Here is an 18026-nt window from a genome sequence, read left to right as displayed (position 1 = left end):
GCCGGCGGAGGGACGGTGGTACGCGGGGCTCGGGGATCGTCGCGCGGGCCACGCCCCATCCTTGCGCACGGCGGCGCGATACCGGGGCAAAACGGACGCAGCGCAGGCGTGTCGCCGGGCGCCGGCGCCGCTCAGGCAGGCTGACGCGTCAGGCGGAGGAAGCCGCCCTCCGGGTCCTGGCGAGCCAGCATCCGGCGCAGGACCGGCCCAGCCGCGTCGAGCGCGACGTCCTTGCCGACGAACGTCGGGTCGGTGCACGCCCACTCGCGGCCCTTCCAGCGGACGGTGCAGCCCCCGGCCGCGCGGGTGTTGCGCACCCAGTCGGTGCGGCGCCCCCACGGCAGCGCGATGACGAAGGCGTCCGGCGTCGTGATGACGGCCACCGGGACCGCGTACTCGGTGCCGCTTCGTCGGCCGCGGTGCCGCAGCACCGCCCACAGGGGAAAGAACCGGTGACCCGCCGCGCGGACGGCGAACCGGTTGAACGTCTTGACGTTGGCGGGAGGATCGGGCACCCGTCCAGCATGCCCTCCGGGACGGGCCGGTGGGGTGCAGGCGCGGCCGGGTGCGGAGGCTCAGCCGAGGTGGCCGCGCACCGAGGCGTGTCCACGCAGCAGGTTGCGCGCGATGGTCCGCCGCTGGATCTCGTCGGTGCCCTCGTAGATCCGCAGCAGTCGCAGCTCGCGGTACCACCGCTCGACCGGGAGCTCGCGGGTGTAGCCCATGCCACCGTGGATCTGGAGCACCCGGTCGACGATCTCGTTGGCGCGCAGGCCGCCGTACAGCTTGGCCATCGACTGCGCCTGCCGTGAGTCGAGGCCACGGTCCACCTGCCAGGCGGCGACGAGCACGAGCCACCGCAGGGCCTCGATCTGCACCGCTGAGTCGGCGATCATCCACTGGATCGCCTGCCGGTCGGCGATCGGCTCGCCGAAGGTGACGCGGGTGCGGGCGTGCTCCATGGCCATCTCGACGAGCCGTTCGCAGGCGCCGAGGGCGCGCGCCGGCAGCATGTACCGGCCCTTGCCGATCCACCGCATCGCCAGCTCGAACCCCCGGCCCTCCTCGCCGAGGATCGCCGAGTGCGGGACCCGGACACCGTCGAAGACGAGCGCGGCCGGGCCCCACTCGCCCATCGTGTCGATCGGTCGGCTCTCCCAGCCGCGGTCGCGGTCGACGAGGAAGCACGTGACACCGCCGTCGGCGCCCTTCTCCTTGTCGGTGACGGCGAAGACCATGACGAAGTCGGCCTCGTGGCCGCCGGTGATGAACGTCTTCTCGCCGGTGATGACCCACTCGTCACCGTCGCGGCGCGCGCTCGTGCGGATCGCCCGGGCGTCGGAGCCGGCGCCCGGCTCGGTGATGGCGAACGCCGAGCGCCGGGTGCCCTCGATCGTCGGGCGCAGGTAGCGGTCCTGCTGCTCCGGTGTGGCGCTGAAGAGGATGTTGTCGGCCTCGCCGGCGAACCGGAAGGGCACGAACGAGCGCCCGAGCTCGACCTCGACGAGGGCGGCGGCCAGGGCTCCCAGGCCCATGCCGCCGTACTCCTCGGGTGTCTGGATGCCGAAGAAGCCGGCGCCGCGGGCCTTGTCCTGCAAGGGCTTCAGGACGTCGCCGGGCAGGCCGCGCTCGCCGCGTCGCTCCCGCTCGAGCACCTCCGGCTCGAGGGGCTGGATCTCCTTGCGCACGAAGGTGCGCACCCAGTCCCGGATCTCGCGCACCTCGTCGGTGAGGTCGAAGTCCATGACGCGTCCTTCCTGCCCGGCGGTTGCGGGGCGTGGTCAAGGGATGGTCTGCAGGCGGGTGCTCACGGGGTGCGGGCGTGCCGCCGCAGCTCGGCCCTGGCGAGGGCGTTCTTGTGCACCTCGTCGGGACCGTCGGCGAAGCGGAGGGTGCGGATGCCGGCGAAGGCGGCCGCGAGCTCGGTGTCCTGGCTCAGGCCGGCGGCCCCGTGGGCCTGGATCGCCTTGTCGAGGATCCACTCGACGGTCCTCGGCGTCGCGATCTTGATGGCCTGGATCTCGGTGTGGGCGCCCTTGTTGCCGACGGTGTCCATGAGCCACGCCGTCTTGAGGACGAGCAGACGCAGCTGCTCGATGCGCACCCGAGACTCCGCGACCCAGTCGCGGACGACGCCCTGCTCCGCGAGCGGGCGGCCGAAGGCGACCCGCTCCGACACGCGCCGGCACATGGCCTCGACGGCGACCTCGGCCAGGCCGATCGAGCGCATGCAGTGGTGGATGCGGCCCGGACCCAGGCGGGCCTGGGCGATGGCGAAGCCGTCCCCCTCTCCGGCGACGAGGTTCGTCGCAGGCACGCGCACGTCGGTGAAGCGCAGCTCGGCGTGGCCGCCGTGGTCGTGGTCGTCGTAGCCGAAGACCTCCATGCCGCGGACGACCTCGAGGCCGGGGGTGTCGCGGGGCACGAGCACCATCGACTGCTGCCGGTGCCGGTCGGCATCGGGGTCCGTCTTGCCCATGACGACGAAGAGGCGGCAGTCGGGGTTCATGGCGCCCGTGATCCACCACTTGCGCCCGTTGACGACGTAGTCGGCGCCGTCGCGCCGGATCGACAGCTCGATGTTCGTCGCGTCGCTGCTCGCGACGTCGGGTTCGGTCATGGCGAAGGCCGAACGGATCTCCCCCCGCAGCAAGGGGTCCAGCCACTCGGCCTTCTGGGCATCGGTGCCGAACTGTGCCAGCACCTCCATGTTCCCGGTGTCGGGCGCCGCGCAGTTGACTGCTGCGGGGGCCAGCCGGATGCACCGTCCGGTGGCCTCCGCCAGCGGCGCGTACTGGAGGTTGGTCAGCCCGGCGCCGTGCCGGCCGGGGAGGAAGAGGTTCCACAGGCCGCGCTCACGCGCCTCCGCCTGCAGCTCCCGCAGGGCGGGGACCCGGCTCCAGGCCCAGCGGTCCTCACCCGCGGCCAGCTGGGCGTCGAAGGTCGGCACGGTCGGCGCGACGCGCGCGTCGACGAAGCTCCGCAGCTCGGCGAGCAGCTCGAGGGTGCGGGCGTCATGGGCGAAGTCCATCGGTGGTCCTTGTGGCTCAGGCCTCGTCGAGGGCGCGCAGACCCGCCGCGACGAGCGGTGCGGTGGCCTCGCCGATGTGCGCGAAACCCTCGCCCACGGTCTGGCCCTTCGTGTAGCGGTAGTGGATGCCCTCGAGGATCACGGCGAGCTTGAAGTAGGCCAGCCCGAGGTGGAACGACAGGCTCGACAGGTCGCGGCCGCTGGCCTGACCGTAGCGGGCGAGCAGCTCTGTGCCGGTCGGGAAGCCGGGCGCACGCGAGACGTCGCTGACCGCGCCGGCGCCGACGGTCTCGGGCAGGCTCTGGTACGCCTCGAGCAGTGCGACGTCGGTGAGCGGGTCGCCGAGGGTCGCCATCTCCCAGTCGAGCACCGCGGTGACGGTGTCGTCGTCGTCGACGAGGACGTTGTCGAGCCGGTAGTCGCCGTGGACGACCGACGCCGCGCCGGACGCGGGTACGGAGGCGGCGAGCCGGGCGTGGAGGTCGTCGATGCCCGGCAGGTCGCGGCTGCGGGAGGCGTCGAGCTGCTGCCTCCAGCGCCGCACCTGCCGCTCGAGGAACCCCTCGGGCCGGCCGAAGTCGCCGAGTCCGACAGCCTCCGGGTCGACGGCGTGCAGGTCGACGAGGGTGTCGACCATCCGCTCGGCGACCAGCCTCGTGCGGTCCGGCCCGAGCGCCGCCAGGTCGGAGGCCCGCCGGTACGGCGTGCCGGCCATGTGCTCCATGACGTAGAACGGCGCACCGATGACCTCGTCGGTGGCGCACACCGCGTAGGTCTCGGGCACGGGCACCGGGGTGTCGCGCAGCGCCCGGACGACCCGGTGCTCGCGCACCATGTCGTGCGCGGTGGCGAGGACGTGGCCGAGCGGCGGCCGGCGCACGACGACGGTGCGGACGCCGTCACCCACGACGTACGTCAGGTTGGACTTGCCGCCCGCGACCACGTGGCCCGTCAACGGCCCGGCGAGCAGCCCGGGCGCCTCGCGCGCCAGGAACGCGGCCAGCGCGTCGAGGGGCAGCCCGGGCGGGTCGGCGGGGACGGGGTCGGTCACGCGTCAGTCCTTCGGGCCGCCGGCCACGTAGATCACCTGACCGGACACGAACCCGGCCTCCTCGCTGACGAGGAACGAGGCCGTGGCGGCGATGTCCTCGGGCTGGCCGACGCGCCCGACCGGGATCTCCTTGGCCGCCCCCTCGAGGAACTGCTCGAAGGTGATGCCCATCCGCTGGGCGGTCTGGCGCGTCATGTCGGTGGCGATGAACCCCGGCGCGATGGCGTTGGCCGTGACGCCGAACCTGCCGAGCTCGATGGCGAGGGTCTTGGTGAAGCCCTGCAGGCCGGCCTTGGCGGCGGAGTAGTTGGCCTGTCCGCGGTTGCCGAGGGCCGAGGTGGAGCTGAGGTTGACGACGCGACCCCACCCGGCCTCCACCATGTGCTTCTGGCACGCCCGGGTCATGAGGAACGAGCCACGCAGGTGCACGCCCATGACGGCGTCCCAGTCGTCGGTCGTCATCTTGAAGAGCATGTTGTCGCGGATGATGCCGGCGTTGTTGACGAGCACCGTCGGCGAGCCGAGCTCGCCGGCCACCCGGTCGACGGCGGCCGCGACACCCGCCTCGTCGGAGACGTCGACGCCGACGGCGAGGCCGCGCCCACCCGACGCCTCGATCTCGGACACCACTGCCGCGCAGGCGGACTCGTCGAGGTCGAGGACGGCGACGGCGATGCCGTCCGCGGCGAGCCGCCGGGCTACCGCCGCGCCGATGCCGCGTGCGGCACCGGTGACGACGGCGGTGCGGGTGGTGCTGGGCTGGTCGGTCATGCCTTCTCCTGCGTCGACGTGGTGCTGGTGGGGTGGGGCTGCTCGAGCTTCTGCTGGAGCCGGTTCATGGCCGCCAGCCACGCGTCGGGGTGCGTGGCGCGCTGGACCTGGTAGTCGGCGACCTCGGGGTGCGGCAGCACGAGGAAGCGGCCGTCGCGCATGGCGTCCCACAGCGCCTCGGCGACGGCCTCCGGCGTGACCACGGCGTCGCGGGTCAACAGGTCGCGAAGCGGTCCCGACTCCTCGAGCATCCGGGTGTCGACGCCCTGCGGGCAGATCGCGTGGACGGTCACGCCCCGGTGGCGGTAGGTGGCGTCCAGCCACTCGGCGAAGGCCACGGCCGCGTGCTTGGTGACCGAGTAGGGCGCGTCGCCGAGCATCGTCAGCAGCCCGGCGGCCGACGCCGTGACGACGAACCGGCCGGGCACCTCGGCCCGGAGCCACCGCGGCACGAGGAGGCGCGCGGCGCGGACGTGGGCGAGGACGTTGACGTCGAGGGCCCGCGCCCAGACGTCGTCGGGCGCGTCGAGGCCCAGACCGGTCCCGATGCCGGCGTTGGCGACGAAGAGGTCGACGCGTCCGAGGTGCGCGAAGGCCGCGTCGAGGAGCGCGCGGTTGCCGGCGTCGGTGGACACGTCGGCGATGACGGGGCAGGCGGCCACCTCGCGGGCCACCTGCTCGAGCGCGTCGGCGTCGCGGTCGCACACGACGACGTGCCAGCCCTCCTCGACCAGCCGGGCGGCCACGGCACGACCGATCCCCCGGGCTGCCCCGGTGACGACGGCGGTGTCGGTCATGACGGCTCCTCGCGACGGACTAAGCGCTTGCTTACCTTGGCGTCGCGAGGCCGTCCGCGTCAAGTGAGGACCGCCCGCGCCGGGACGGTGTCGCAGGCCGTGTCGCAGGACGGGTCGCAGGCCGGGTCGCAGGCCGGGTCCAGGACGGGTCGGCACGGCGGGCCGCTGGCCGGTGTCGGTGCCACCGGGCAGGATCGGGGCATGCTCCTGTCCGACGTCGTCGACACCTCGCGCGCCGTCGCGGCCACGTCGTCGCGCACCGCCAAGGTCGAGGCCCTCGCCGCGTGCCTGGCCCGCGCCGCGGACGAGGGCCCCGACACGGTGGAGGTCGTCGCCGCCCACCTGTCCGGCGTGCTGCCGCAGCGACGCCTCGGGGTCAGCTGGCGCGGCCTGCAGGCGCTGCCCGAGCCCGCCGACGAGGCGACGCTGACCGTCCTCGAGGTCGACGCCGCAGCCACCACCCTGGCCGGCATCGGCGGGTCGGGCTCGGCCGCCGCCCGGTCCGTGGCGGTCCAGGGCCTCTTCGCCCGCGCCACGGCCGACGAGCAGCGCTGGCTGCGCGGCCTCATCACCGGCGAGACCCGGCAGGGCGCCGGTGACGGCGTCATGCTGCAGGCCATCGCGAAGGCCGCCGGGGTCCCCGACGCGGCCGTGCGACGGGCCGTCATGCTCGCGGGCTTCACCGGTCCGGTCGCCCGTGCGGCGCTCGACGGTGGAGTCGACGCGCTCGAGGCGATCACGCTCGAGGTCGGGCGCCCGCTGCGGCCGATGCTCGCCGGCTCCGCGCCCGACGTCGCGGCCGCGCTCGCGACGCTCGGCGGTGAGGTCCTCGTCGAGACCAAGCTCGACGGCATCCGGCTGCAGGCCCACGTCGACCGGCGCACGAGTCCCGGCGTCGTGCGCCTCTTCACCCGGACGCTCGAGGAGGTCACGGACCGCATGCCCGAGATCACCGAGGCGCTGGCCACGCTCGACGTCGAGACCGCGGTCCTCGACGGCGAGGTCATCGCGCTCGGCGAGGGCGGCCGACCGCGGCCGTTCCAGGTCACCGGCGCCCGCACCGCGAGCACGGCCGACGTCGAGCGACTGCGCGCCGAGGTGCCGCTGACCCCGTTCTTCTTCGACCTGCTCCACCTCGACGGTCGCGACCTGCTCGACGAGGCGGCGCGGGAGCGCTGGACGGCACTGGCCACGACCGTCCCGGCGGCGTGGCTCGTGCCGCGCCTGGCCACCGACGACGCCGGCGCCGCGTCGGCCTTCTTCACCGACCTCGTGGCGGCCGGCCACGAGGGCGTCGTCGTCAAGGACCCCGACCTGCCCTACGCCGCCGGTCGGCGCGGACCGGGCTGGGTCAAGGTGAAGCCACGGCACACCCTCGACCTCGTCGTCCTCGCCGTGGAGTGGGGCAGCGGCCGGCGCCGCGGCTGGCTCTCGAACATCCACCTCGGGGCCCGCGACGCCGACACCGGGCAGCTCGTCATGCTCGGCAAGACCTTCAAGGGCATGACCGACGAGATGCTCGCCTGGCAGACCCGGCGCTTCCGCGAGCTCGCGGTCGAGGACCCCGACACCAGCGAGTGGGTCGTGCACCTGCGGCCCGAGCAGGTCGTCGAGATCGCCTTCGACGGCGTCCAGCGCTCGAGTCGGTACCCCGGCGGCATGGCGCTGCGTTTCGCCCGCGTCCTGCGCTACCGCGACGACAAGCCGGTCGAGGAGGTCGACACCGTGCAGACCGTGCGGTCCCTCGCCGGCTGGTGACCGCCCGCGAGCACCAGCTGCTTTGCCCGGTTTCGCCAGTTTTGGCCAAGGTTGGCGGGGTACTGTCCTGAGGCGCAGGAGGTCGGTGTGACCCCTGCGGTCACGACACGACCCACGGCGCCGCCGGCACGGCCGCGCGCCGTCGGGGTGCGGAGGGTCCGGTTGCATGCGTTTCCGATGGATGGTCCGGTCCGGACCGACGACGACCTCGTTCCTGCTGGCCCTGGCCCTCGCGGCCACGCTCCTCGGCGGCCCCGTGCCCGTGGCGGCCGCCTCGGCTGCCATCGCCACGTCGGCCGCGTCGGCTGCCCCGGCCCGGTCGGCTGCGCCAGGTGCGCCGGCCCGGTCGGACGCGTCGGTGCGCACGACACCGGCACCGCGTGACGTCACCTACCGCGGCGTCACGCTGCGGGTCCCGGCCGGCTGGCAGGTCGTCGACCTCGACGCGGACCCCACCCGGTGCCTGCGGCTCGACGTCAACGCCGTCTACCTCGGCCAGCCCGCCGCGCAGCAGGACTGCCCCGCGCACCTCGTCGGCCGCTCGGACACCCTGTGGCTGCACCCGACGACCGCGCGTGACACCCGCTCGACGACGACCCGGTCCACCACGGTGGGGGCGCTGACCGCGCACACCTCGCGCAACGCCGTCGGCCGCACCAAGCAGGTCCGGTTCACGACGCCAAGCGTCACGGTCGACGCGGCGTGGAACGGTGACGAGGCCGCCGTCGACGACGTGCTCGCCACCGCGAGGCCGGCCACGAGCCGCCCGACGACGGGTCCCACCGGCACGACGCCGACGGCTGCCACCCAGCAGGTGAGCCGCGCGCGGACGCGTCCGGCCCTCGCGGCCCTCGCGGGCACCACGACCTCGGGAACGGCGGCCTCGAACGGCTTCACCGGCATGGGTTTCGACACGTGTGCCGCTCCCTCGCTCGCCACGATGCAGCAGTGGTACGCGTCCTCCCCGTACCGGGCGCTCGGGATCTACATCGGCGGGTCGATGCGCGCCTGCGGCGACGGCAACCTGTCGTCCTCGTGGGTCGGCCAGGTCACCGGCGCGGGCTGGGGCCTCGTCCCGATCTACGTCGGGGTGCAGGCACCGTGCGTCAACCAGTCGAACCTGGCCACGATCGACCCGGCGAAGGCCGCCGCACAGGGAGCCGCGAGTGCCGACGACGCGGTCGCGCGGGCGCAGACGTTCGGTCTGGGGTCGGGCACGCCGATCTACTACGACATGGAGGCCTACGACACGACCGTGAGCGGCTGCACGCAGACGGTGCGCACGTTCCTCACGGCGTGGACCACCGAGCTGCACCGCCTCGGCTACCGCTCGGGCGCGTACGGCAGCACCTCCTCGCTCATGGTCGACCTGTCGAACGCCGTCGGCACGAGCGGGTTCACGCCGCCGGACGACGTGTGGTTCGCGCACTGGAACGGCCTGCAGACGTTGTCGGACGCGGCGTCCTACCCGGCCTTCAAGGACTCGTACTGGGCCTTCGGGCAACGCATCCACCAGTACCGCACCGTCACCGAGACGTGGGGCGGCGTCAGCCTGTCGATCGACGCGGACTGGGTCGGCGGCCACGTCGCGGGCACGCCGGTCCCGGTCGACTACGGGCCGGGGACGTACGGCCCCGGCGGCACGTCGTTCGTCTTCACCGGCTCGATGGCCTACTGGTACCCGGCAGCGCCGCAGGGCCTGCGTGCCCGCGCGTACGTCACCTACGCCAACGGGGCCAAGGAGTCGAACGGCGCGACGTGGTCCCCGCAGCTGGCCCCGGGGCTGTACGCCGTGACCGCGGCCATCCCCCCGACGAAGGCGCCCGCCCGCGCCACCTACACGCTGTCCGACGCCGACGGCTCACGGGTGCTGACCGTCGACCAGGCGACGGCAGGTCCCTCGGCACCCCTCGGCCGCGCCCGGGTCGCTGCCGGGCGGCCGGCGAGCGTGCACGTGGGCGACAACGACCTCAGTCCCACCCCGAGCCCGACGTCCGCGACCGTCGGCGTCGACGCCGTGACCTTCTCACTCGTCGCGACGGCGCCCTCGGCACCGACCGGCGTCACAGCGTCTCCGGGCGACACGCGCGCCACGGTGCGCTGGTCGGCGGCGACCGACAACGGCAGCCCCGTCTCGGCCTACACGGTGACGGCCTCCCCCGGTGGTGCGCGGGTCACGACGAACGGGTCCGCGCGCTCGGCCGTCGTGCCCGGTCTGGCCAACGGCACCGCCTACACGTTCACCGTCGCCGCGACGAACGCCGCCGGCACGGGCCCTGCCTCGACGCGCACGCCGGCCGTGACGCCGCTGCCGCACGGCCACCTCGTCCCCGTCGCCCCGGTACGGCTGCTCGACACCAGGGTCGGCACGACGAGCAACCCGGTGCACACCGCCCTGGGACCCGACGCCGCGCTGACGGTGCGGGTCGCCGGCGTCACGGGGTCGCCGGTGCCCGCCGGGGCCCGGTCGGCAGCGGTCAACCTCACCGTGAGCTCGCCCCAGGCGACCGGCTTCCTCAGCGTCGACGCGACGGCGGGCGCGGGGACGTCCACGACGAACTACGCCCGCGGACAGACCGTGACCAACCTCGTCCTGAGCCGGCTCACCTCCAGCGGCACGATGACGATCGTCAACCACTCGGTGGGCACGGTGCACGTCACGGCCGACGTCGAGGGGTACGTCACGGCATCCGGCACGCTGCACCAGTGGGTGTCCCCTGCCCCCACGCGGATCCTCGACACGCGCGTCGGGACGACGAGCAACCCGACCCGCACCGCCCTCGCGCCCAACGGGTCGCTGACCGTGCGTGTCGCCGGCGTCAGCGGATCGCCGGTCCCGGTCGGGGCCGTCGGGGCCGCCATCAACCTCACGGTGACTTCGCCCCGGGCCGCCGGCTACCTGAGCGTCGACGCCGGTGCAGCCACGGGCACCTCGGCCACCACCTTCGTCACCAGCCAGACCGTCGCCGACCTCGTCGTCAGTCGCCTGTCCTCCGGCGGCACCCTGACGATCGTCAACCACTCGGCGGGCTCCATCCACGTCATCGCCGACGTCGAGGGGTACCTGGCCGCGTCCGGGACGTCGAACCAGTGGGTGTCGGTGACGCCGACGCGCCTCGTCGACACGCGAGTCGGGACCGCGACCAACTCGGTGCGCACCGCCCTCGCGGCGGAGGCCGCCCTCACGGTCCGCGTCGCGGTCCCGGGCTCGCCGGTGCCCGCCGGGGCCACGGCCGCGGTCCTCAACGTCACGGTGGTGTCGCCGCAGAAGCCGGGCTTCCTCACCGCGGACTCGAGCTCGGGTGGCGGTACGTCGACGGCGAACTTCACCCCCGGCCGGACCGTCGCCAACCTCGTCCTGTCGAGGGTCGCGGCCGACGGCACGGTGAGGGTCGTCAACCATTCGGCGGGCACGGTGCAGCTCGTCGTCGACGTTCAGGCCTATCTGCACTGACCCATCTGCCTGACCCATCTGCCTGACCCATCTGCACCGACCCATCTGCACTGACCCGGCCACGGCTCGACCGGGCAGGCCACCGGACAGACCACCGGGGCGGCGTCGCCCCATCTGTTGCCGACCCCCCAATCCGTAGGTAAGTTCCGCTTTGACAGCAGAACACGTGAATTGTTCACATTCCTTCGGAGGCGCCATGTCCATGTCAGAGCTGTCCCGCCGCACCGTCCTCGCCGGGGGGCTCGCCGTGGCCGCGGCCGGCACGGCCGCCGGCCAGGCCCGCGCCGCCAGCGCGGCCCCGGGCGCCGCCGCGGCGGCCGCTGCCGGCGAGGAGGGCTGGGTCACCTCGACGCTGAGCCGGATGACCCTCGAGGAGAAGGTCGGCCAGCTGTTCATCCAGAACGTCTACGGAAAGGACGCCACGACTCCCGACCAGCGCAACGTGCCGCTCTACGGTGTCGCGAGCCCGGCCGAGGTCGTCCGCAAGTACCACCTCGGTGGCGTCATCTACTTCGCGTGGACCGACAGCGTGCAGAACCCCGACCAGATCGTCGGGCTGTCCAACGGCCTGCAGCGGGCCGCCCTCGAGCAGCCGACCAGGGCGAAGGTGCCGCTGCAGGTCGCCGTCGACCAGGAGCAGGGCGTCGTCACCCGCATCGGGCCGCCCGCCACGCAGTTCCCCGGCTCGATGGCCCTCGGCGCCGGTCGCAGCGCCCCCGACGCGCGGACCGCCGCGGCGATCACCGGTCGCGAGCTGCTCGCCATGGGCGTCAACACTGACTTCGCGCCGGTGTGCGACGTCAACGTCAACGCCCTCAACCCCGTCATCGGGACGCGGTCCTTCTCCTCGCACCCCGACCTCGCGGCACAGCTCGTCGCCGCACAGGTCGCGGGGTACCAGCGCGACGCCGGCATCTCGTCCTCGGCCAAGCACTTCCCCGGCCACGGCGACACGGCCACCGACAGCCACGTCGCCTTCCCGGTCATCACGCACACCCGCGAGCAGTGGGAGACCATCGACGCCCCGCCGTTCCGGGCCGCCATCCGCGAGGGCATCGACATGATCATGACGGCGCACCTCGCGTTCCCGGCCCTCGACGACTCCGGCGACCCCGCGACGCTGAGCCACCCGATCCTCACCGGTGTGCTGCGCGAGGAGCTCGGCTACGACGGGGTCATCGTCACCGACTCCCTCGCCATGCAGGGCGTGCGGGACCGGTACGGCGACGCCGAGGTGCCCGTGCGGGCCCTGCTGGCCGGTGCCGACCAGCTGCTCATGAGCCCGGCGATGGACGACGCCTACGCGGCGGTCCTCGCGGCCGTGCGCAGCCACCGCATCCACCCCTCCGACCTCGACGCGAAGGTGCGACGCGTCCTGCGCCTCAAGTACCGGCGCGGCGTCGTCGCGCAGCCGTACGCCGACCCGGCGGGCGTGACCCGGGTCGTCGGCACGCCCGCCCACCTCGCCGCCGCCGACGAGGTCACCGACCGCACCACGACGCTCGTAAAGAACGACGCCGGGGTCCTGCCCGTGGCTGCCGCGGGCAAGAAGGTCCTCGTCACCGGCTACGGGGTCACGACGACGGCCACCCTCGCCGCGGGCCTGGCCGACAAGGGCGCCACGGTCCAGACGGTCGAGACCGGCAGCTCACCGACCGACACCAGGGTCGCCTCGGCGCTCGCCGCTGCGAGCGGCAAGGACCTCGTCGTCGTCACGACGATGAAGGCCTGGGACACCACCGTCACCGACCCCCGCGCCGGTCAGCAGACGCTCGTGCGGCAGCTCGTCGCGTCGGGCGTCCCGGTCGTCGTCGTCGCCGTCCGCGACCCCTACGACATCGCGTACCTCCCCGAGGCACAGACCTACCTCGCGACGTACTCCTACAGCCCGGTCGCGATCCAGGCCGCCGCCCGGGTGCTCACCGGCGAGGTGTCACCCACCGCGACGCTTCCCGTCGACATCCCGGTCGAGGGCGACCCGTCGACACCGCTCTACCCGTTCGGCCACGGCCTGACGTACTGATGCGCCGCCCACGCCCCGAAGGATCGGAGAGACCCACGATGACCCGCCTCAACCGCCGCCAGCTGCTCACCGCCGGAGCGCTCACCGCCATCGCCGTGCCTGCGAGCGCCGCGGGTCCGGCTGTGGCGCAGCCCTCGTCGGTCAGCACCGACGGCTACCCGGCCAACCCCGTCACCCCCGGTGCCGACCGGGCCGCCGGGTCCGGATGGTCGGTGCTGCGCGGCCAGAAGGTCGGGGTCATCACCAACCCGACCGGCATCCTGACCGACCTGCGCACCGTCGTCGACGAGATGCACGAGTCCGGCGCCGTCGACGTCGTCGGCGTCTTCGGGCCCGAGCACGGCTTCCGCGGCACCGCCCAGGCCGGCGACTCCGAGGGCACCCACACCGACCCGCGCACCGGCATCACCGTCTACGACGCGTACGGCGCCACCGTCACGACGCTGACCTCGATGTTCCGCACCGCCGGCGTCGAGACCGTCGTCTTCGACATCCAGGACGTCGGGGCCCGGTTCTACACCTACATCTGGACGATGTACACGGCCATGCGCGCGGCCGTCGCGGTCGGCGCCCGCTTCGTCGTCCTCGACCGGCCCAACCCCGTCGGCGGCACGGCCCGCGGTCCGATGATGACGACGCCGTACACGTCCGGCGTCGGGGCCAAGGAGATCGTCCAGGCGCACGGCATGACCGTCGGCGAGCTGGCGCGCTTCTTCGACGCCGAGTTCCTGCCCGCCGATGCCGGGGAGCGCCTCTCGGAGCTGACCGTCGTCGAGCTCAAGGGCTGGCGCCGCGACGTGCCGTTCGCCGCCACCGGCCTGCCGTGGGTCATGCCGAGCCCGAACATGCCGACCCCCGACACCGCACTCGTCTACCCCGGCACGTGCCTGTTCGAGGGAACCAACCTCTCGGAGGGGCGCGGCACGACCAGGCCCTTCGAGCTGCTCGGCGCGCCCTTCGTCGACCACCGCTGGGGCGAACGCGTCGCCGCACGCGGGCTGCCCGGCGTCCGCGTCCGCGAGGCGTACTTCACCCCGACGTTCAGCAAGCATGCCGGCGCCGTCTGCGGCGGCATCCAGCTGCACGTCACCGACGCATCGGCCTTCGACCCCATCCACACGACCGTCGAGTTGCTCGTCGCGCTCAAGGCGCTCTACCCGGACTTCGCCTGGCGCTACGACTCCTACGACCCGCGGAGGCCGTACTGGGTCGACAAGCTGACCGGCTCGCCGCGGCTGCGCACGCAGGTCGACGCCGGGGCACCGGCCGACGAGGCCGTCGGTGCGTGGCGCGAGGAGCTCGCCGCCTTCGACGCCCGACGCCGCCAGTACCTGCTCTACGGCGGCCCGGCGGCCTGACCGCACGCCACCGGCCACCCCATCGGACAATCCAGGAGTGACATGCGCCTGCGCACCCTCGTCGCCGCACCCGTCGCCGCCCTCGGCGCCGTCGCCCTCGCGAGCACGCTCGTGACCGCGGGGCCGGCCACGGCCGACGACTTCGACAAGCCGGACCGCGGGTTCGCCCCGCCGAACACCGTCCTGTCCGACGCCGGCCCGCAGAGCCTCGGGCTCGACCCGGCCCCCATCGCCGAGGCCGTCGCGCAGGTCCACGCCCACGAGCAGCCCGACGCGTCGGGGCACCCCCTCTTCGCCGGCGCGGTCGGGATCATGGGCCACGAGGGCAGGATCGTCGAGCGCGACGCGTCGGGCTGGGCCCTGCGGTACGCGGGCGCGACGACCGAGCTGCCGCGCGAGCAGTGGGTGCCGATGCGCACCGACACGATCTTCGACCTCGCGTCGGTGTCCAAGCTGTTCACCTCGCTCGCCGTCGTGCAGCTCGTCGAGGAGGGCAGGGTCGCGCTCGAGGAGCCGGTCGCCACCTACCTGCCGGAGTTCGCCGCGAACGGCAAGGAGGCCGTGACCGTGCGCCAGCTGCTGACGCACACCTCCGGCTTCACCTCGTGGCTGCCGCTCTGGAGCAGGTACCCCGACAAGGCCTCGCGCATCAAGGCCGTCATGGACCAGCCGCTGACCAACCCGCCGGGCAGCACCTACCTCTACAGCGACCTCAACCTCATCACGCTCGGGGTCATGGTCGAGACGCTGCGAGGGGCGCCGCTCGACCGGGTGGTCCACGACCGCATCACCGCGCCGCTCGGCATGACCGACACCGGCTACAACCCCACCGACACGAAGCGCACGGCGGCCACCGAGTACCAGGCGAGCCCGCCGCGCGGCCTCGTCTGGGGTTCGGTGCACGACGAGAACGCGTGGTCGCTCGGCGGCGTCGCGGGCCACGCCGGCGTCTTCTCGACGGCCGACGACCTCGCCCGGCTCTCGCAGGCGCTGCTCAACGGCGGCACCTACGAGGGTCACCGGATCCTGTCCCGCACCAGCGTCGAGTCGCTCATCACGAACTTCACCGGCGGCTTCCCGGGTGACGACCACGGCCTCGGTTTCGAGCTGAACCAGCGCTGGTACATGGACGCCCTGTCGGGCCCGCGCACCGCCGGCCACACCGGCTACACCGGCACCTCGATCGTCATCGACTTCAGCAGCCGGTCGTTCGCGATCCTGCTCACCAACCGGGTGCACCCGTCGCGAAACTGGGGCTCGGTCAACGGCGCCCGACGGGAGTGGGCGCACGGGCTCGCCGCGGCGATGGGCATCCGGCCGAAGCACGGCGACACCGCGTGGTTCACCGGCGGCGAGAACGCCACCACCTCGACCCTGACGAGCCGGCCGCTCGCCGTGCCGGAGGCCGGTGCCCGGCTCGGGTTCGACCTGTTCCTCGACACCGAGGAGACCGACCTGCTGCACCTCGAGCGCTCCACCGACGGTGGGACCACGTGGACGCCGCTGCCGTTCGAGCTTCGCGACCGAGGCACGACGGTCACGGCGGACGGCGTCGTGGCCGGCTCCGGAACGCGCCGCTGGGTCCAGGCGCGCGCCGACCTCCCGGCCGGAACGCAGCTGCTGCGCTGGCGCCACGTCACCGACGCCGGCTACCTCGGGCGCGGGGTCGCCGTCGACGACGTCGAGGTGGTCGGTCCGGGCGTCCTCCTCGACGCCGAGAAGTCGCCCGGCGCGTTGACGCCCGACGGGTGGGTGCTCCGGGGTCGCGAGACCGTAGCGTAGGCGCATGCCCAGGACCGAGGACGGCTCCTCGCAGCCGGACCAGCCGGGACGACCCGCCGCGGCGCCGCTGCTCATCCGGCTGCGAGGAATCCGTCCCTCCCTGTCGCCCGCCGAGGACCGCGTCGCCGAGATCGTGCTCGCCGACGCGCGGCGGGCCGCCGGCCTGACGATCAGCGAGCTGGCGGGCGCCGCGCGGACGTCCGAGACGACGGTGCTGCGGTTCTGCCGACGCCTCGGCCTGCCGGGCTACCCACGGCTGCGCCTCGCCCTCGCGGAGGAGTCGGCCCAGCCGCGCAGCCTGACCCGCGGCGACACCGACATCAGCGCGGGCGACACCATCGACGACATCATCGCCAAGGTCGCCTTCACCGACGCCAGCGCCGTCGAGGAGACGGCCCAGGGGCTGGACCGCGACGCGTTGACGGCCGCGGCGGCGGGCATCGCGAGAGCCGGACGCGTCGACGTCTACGGCATCGGCGCCTCGGCCATCGTCGGGACCGACCTTCAGCAGAAGCTGCACCGCATCGGCATCGTCGCGTTCGCGTGGAACGACCCGCACATCGCGCTGACGAGCGCGACGCTGCTGCGCAGGGGCGACGTCGCCGTCGGCATCTCCCACTCCGGCACGACGGCCGAGACGATCGAGGCGCTCGCCGCGGCGCGCTCGACGGGAGCCACCACGGTGGCCGTCACGAACTTCCCCCTGTCCCGGCTCGCCCAGGGCGCCGACCTGCTGCTGACGACGGCGGCCCGCGAGACGAGCCTGCGCTCGGGCGCCACGGCGAGCCGGATCGCCGCGCTCACCGTCGTCGACTGCCTGTACATCGCTGTCGCACAGCGCAACCTGCGCCGGGCTCGCAAGGCGGTGGCCGAGACGCGGGAGGCCGTCGCCGGCCACCACGTCGTGGACTGACGCGCCTTCCCTGCCCGGTCGCCGAGGCACTCTTCGTGATGGATGTGACTGATTTACACCATTGACGCCTATCGCGTAGGAAACTAACCTCGCCACCGTGAGCAACGAGGTGACCGTGGACGCCCCCACCGAGAAGCGCCATCCGGGCACGACGTCCATCGACACCGACACCTCGCTCGGCATCCTCCAGGCGCTCAACGCGGAGGACGCCACCGTGGCCGCCGCCGTCGCCGCCGTCCTGCCCGAGCTCGCCCGCCTCGTCGACCGGGCCGTCGAGGCACTGCGCGCCGGCCATTCCGTGCACTACTTCGGCGCCGGGACGTCCGGCCGCCTCGCCGTCCTCGACGCCGCGGAGCTGCGCCCCACCTTCAACGCCCCCGAGGGGCTCGTCGTCGCCCACCACGCCGGCGGCCCGGCGGCGCTGCTGGAGGCCGTGGAGAACGTCGAGGACGACGCCGGACTCGGCCGCGCCGAGGCGGATGCCCTGGGGCCCGGCGACGTCGCCATCGGGCTCACCGCGTCGGGGCGGACGCCGTTCGTGCGCGGTGCGCTCGAGCGGGCTCGCGAGGTGGGCGCTGTCACGGCGCTCGTCACCGCCAACCCGGACGCCGAGCTCGCCGCCCTCGTCGACCACGTGCTGGCGGCCCACACCGGCCCGGAGGTGCTCACCGGCTCGACCCGCCTCAAGGCCGGCACCGCCCAGAAGCTCGTCCTCAACTCGTTCTCGACCGCACTGATGATCCGGCTCGGCCGCACGTGGTCCAACCTCATGGTCGACGTGGTCGCCACCAACGCCAAGCTGCGCGGCCGTGTTCTGCGCATCCTCCAGGAGGCGACCGGCGCCGACGAGGCCTCGGCCCGCGTCGCCCTCGACGCCGCCGACGGCGAGCTCAAGACCGCGCTGCTGTCGATGCTCGCGCACGTCGACGCCGCGACCGCCCGGACCGCGATCGAGGACCACGAGGGCTCGGTCGCCCGCGCCCTCGCCGCGCTCGCGCCTGCCACCGCGCTGTCTCTTATACACATCTCCGAGCCCACGAGACGCGTAGTAATCTGGGGGGGGGGTGGTGGTTTGGGCGGAGGAGGGG

13 protein-coding genes are annotated in these 18026 nt (G+C 73.6%); 7 read left to right on the top strand and 6 right to left on the bottom strand.

Features of this window, described 5'->3' with window-relative positions; all coding sequences use genetic code 11:
* Positions 1-131 precede the first annotated feature (131 nt).
* The 6 genes from ACPYOM_RS02500 to ACPYOM_RS02475 form a co-directional block, all read right to left on the bottom strand.
* Positions 132-515 (bottom strand): nitroreductase family deazaflavin-dependent oxidoreductase, encoded by a 384-nt coding sequence (locus ACPYOM_RS02500; protein ID WP_481341855.1) that lies wholly within the window; start codon positions 513-515, stop codon positions 132-134.
* Between the two features lie 60 nt (positions 516-575).
* Complete coding sequence (locus ACPYOM_RS02495) at positions 576-1745, bottom strand: acyl-CoA dehydrogenase family protein (RefSeq protein ID WP_481344773.1); 1170 nt, start codon at positions 1743-1745, stop codon at positions 576-578.
* A gap of 62 nt (positions 1746-1807) precedes the next feature.
* On the bottom strand, positions 1808-3031 hold the full coding sequence (locus ACPYOM_RS02490) for an acyl-CoA dehydrogenase family protein (protein WP_481344772.1): 1224 nt from the start codon (positions 3029-3031) through the stop codon (positions 1808-1810).
* Positions 3032-3047: 16 nt separating this feature from the next.
* Entirely contained in the window at positions 3048-4082 is a 1035-nt protein-coding gene (locus ACPYOM_RS02485; RefSeq protein ID WP_481344771.1) for a phosphotransferase family protein, read from the bottom strand.
* 3 nt (positions 4083-4085) lie between these two features.
* Positions 4086-4853, bottom strand: coding sequence for a 3-oxoacyl-ACP reductase FabG (gene fabG, locus ACPYOM_RS02480; RefSeq protein WP_481341851.1), 768 nt, complete (start codon positions 4851-4853; stop codon positions 4086-4088).
* Complete coding sequence (locus ACPYOM_RS02475; RefSeq protein WP_481344770.1) at positions 4850-5650, bottom strand: SDR family NAD(P)-dependent oxidoreductase; 801 nt, start codon at positions 5648-5650, stop codon at positions 4850-4852. Before ACPYOM_RS02475 ends, fabG begins: the two co-directional genes overlap by 4 nt.
* Before the next feature lie 201 nt (positions 5651-5851).
* Between ACPYOM_RS02475 and ACPYOM_RS02470 the strand changes: the two genes are divergently transcribed.
* The 7 genes from ACPYOM_RS02470 to ACPYOM_RS02440 form a co-directional block, all read left to right on the top strand.
* Positions 5852-7408 carry an ATP-dependent DNA ligase gene (locus ACPYOM_RS02470; protein ID WP_481344769.1) on the top strand — a complete coding sequence of 519 codons (1557 nt, stop codon included), beginning with the start codon at positions 5852-5854 and terminating at the stop codon, positions 7406-7408.
* A gap of 166 nt (positions 7409-7574) precedes the next feature.
* Positions 7575-10862 carry a glycoside hydrolase domain-containing protein gene (locus tag ACPYOM_RS02465; protein WP_481344768.1) on the top strand — a complete coding sequence of 1096 codons (3288 nt, stop codon included), beginning with the start codon at positions 7575-7577 and terminating at the stop codon, positions 10860-10862.
* Positions 10863-11058: 196 nt separating this feature from the next.
* Positions 11059-12885, top strand: coding sequence for a glycoside hydrolase family 3 protein (locus ACPYOM_RS02460; protein ID WP_481344767.1), 1827 nt, complete (start codon positions 11059-11061; stop codon positions 12883-12885).
* Between the two features lie 38 nt (positions 12886-12923).
* Entirely contained in the window at positions 12924-14243 is a 1320-nt protein-coding gene (locus ACPYOM_RS02455) for an exo-beta-N-acetylmuramidase NamZ family protein (protein ID WP_481344766.1), read from the top strand.
* 42 nt (positions 14244-14285) lie between these two features.
* Positions 14286-16025 carry a serine hydrolase domain-containing protein gene (locus ACPYOM_RS02450; RefSeq protein WP_481344765.1) on the top strand — a complete coding sequence of 580 codons (1740 nt, stop codon included), beginning with the start codon at positions 14286-14288 and terminating at the stop codon, positions 16023-16025.
* 4 nt (positions 16026-16029) lie between these two features.
* The gene (locus ACPYOM_RS02445; RefSeq protein ID WP_481341844.1) at positions 16030-16938 is read left to right on the top strand and encodes a MurR/RpiR family transcriptional regulator; all 909 of its coding nucleotides are present in this window, start codon (positions 16030-16032) and stop codon (positions 16936-16938) included.
* Between the two features lie 97 nt (positions 16939-17035).
* The coding region (locus ACPYOM_RS02440; protein ID WP_481344764.1) for an N-acetylmuramic acid 6-phosphate etherase at positions 17036-18026 on the top strand (991 nt) is incomplete at its 3' end.

Source organism: Monashia sp. HAY1-2A (assembly GCF_056755315.1).
This window is presented reverse-complemented; position numbering and strand designations above follow the sequence as displayed.

What these genes read in the sequence shown, in the direction of transcription:
- ACPYOM_RS02460 (WP_481344767.1), top strand. Translation starts at nt 11,059, where the DNA reads ATGTCCATGTCAGAGCTGTCCCGCCGCACCGTCCTCGCCGGGGGGCTC.
- ACPYOM_RS02455 (WP_481344766.1), top strand. Translation starts at nt 12,924, where the DNA reads ATGACCCGCCTCAACCGCCGCCAGCTGCTCACCGCCGGAGCGCTCACC.
- ACPYOM_RS02490 (WP_481344772.1), bottom strand. Translation starts at nt 3,031, where the DNA reads ATGGACTTCGCCCATGACGCCCGCACCCTCGAGCTGCTCGCCGAGCTG.
- ACPYOM_RS02445 (WP_481341844.1), top strand. Translation starts at nt 16,030, where the DNA reads ATGCCCAGGACCGAGGACGGCTCCTCGCAGCCGGACCAGCCGGGACGA.
- fabG (WP_481341851.1), bottom strand. Translation starts at nt 4,853, where the DNA reads ATGACCGACCAGCCCAGCACCACCCGCACCGCCGTCGTCACCGGTGCC.
- ACPYOM_RS02450 (WP_481344765.1), top strand. Translation starts at nt 14,286, where the DNA reads ATGCGCCTGCGCACCCTCGTCGCCGCACCCGTCGCCGCCCTCGGCGCC.
- ACPYOM_RS02495 (WP_481344773.1), bottom strand. Translation starts at nt 1,745, where the DNA reads ATGGACTTCGACCTCACCGACGAGGTGCGCGAGATCCGGGACTGGGTG.
- ACPYOM_RS02475 (WP_481344770.1), bottom strand. Translation starts at nt 5,650, where the DNA reads ATGACCGACACCGCCGTCGTCACCGGGGCAGCCCGGGGGATCGGTCGT.
- ACPYOM_RS02465 (WP_481344768.1), top strand. Translation starts at nt 7,575, where the DNA reads ATGCGTTTCCGATGGATGGTCCGGTCCGGACCGACGACGACCTCGTTC.
- ACPYOM_RS02470 (WP_481344769.1), top strand. Translation starts at nt 5,852, where the DNA reads ATGCTCCTGTCCGACGTCGTCGACACCTCGCGCGCCGTCGCGGCCACG.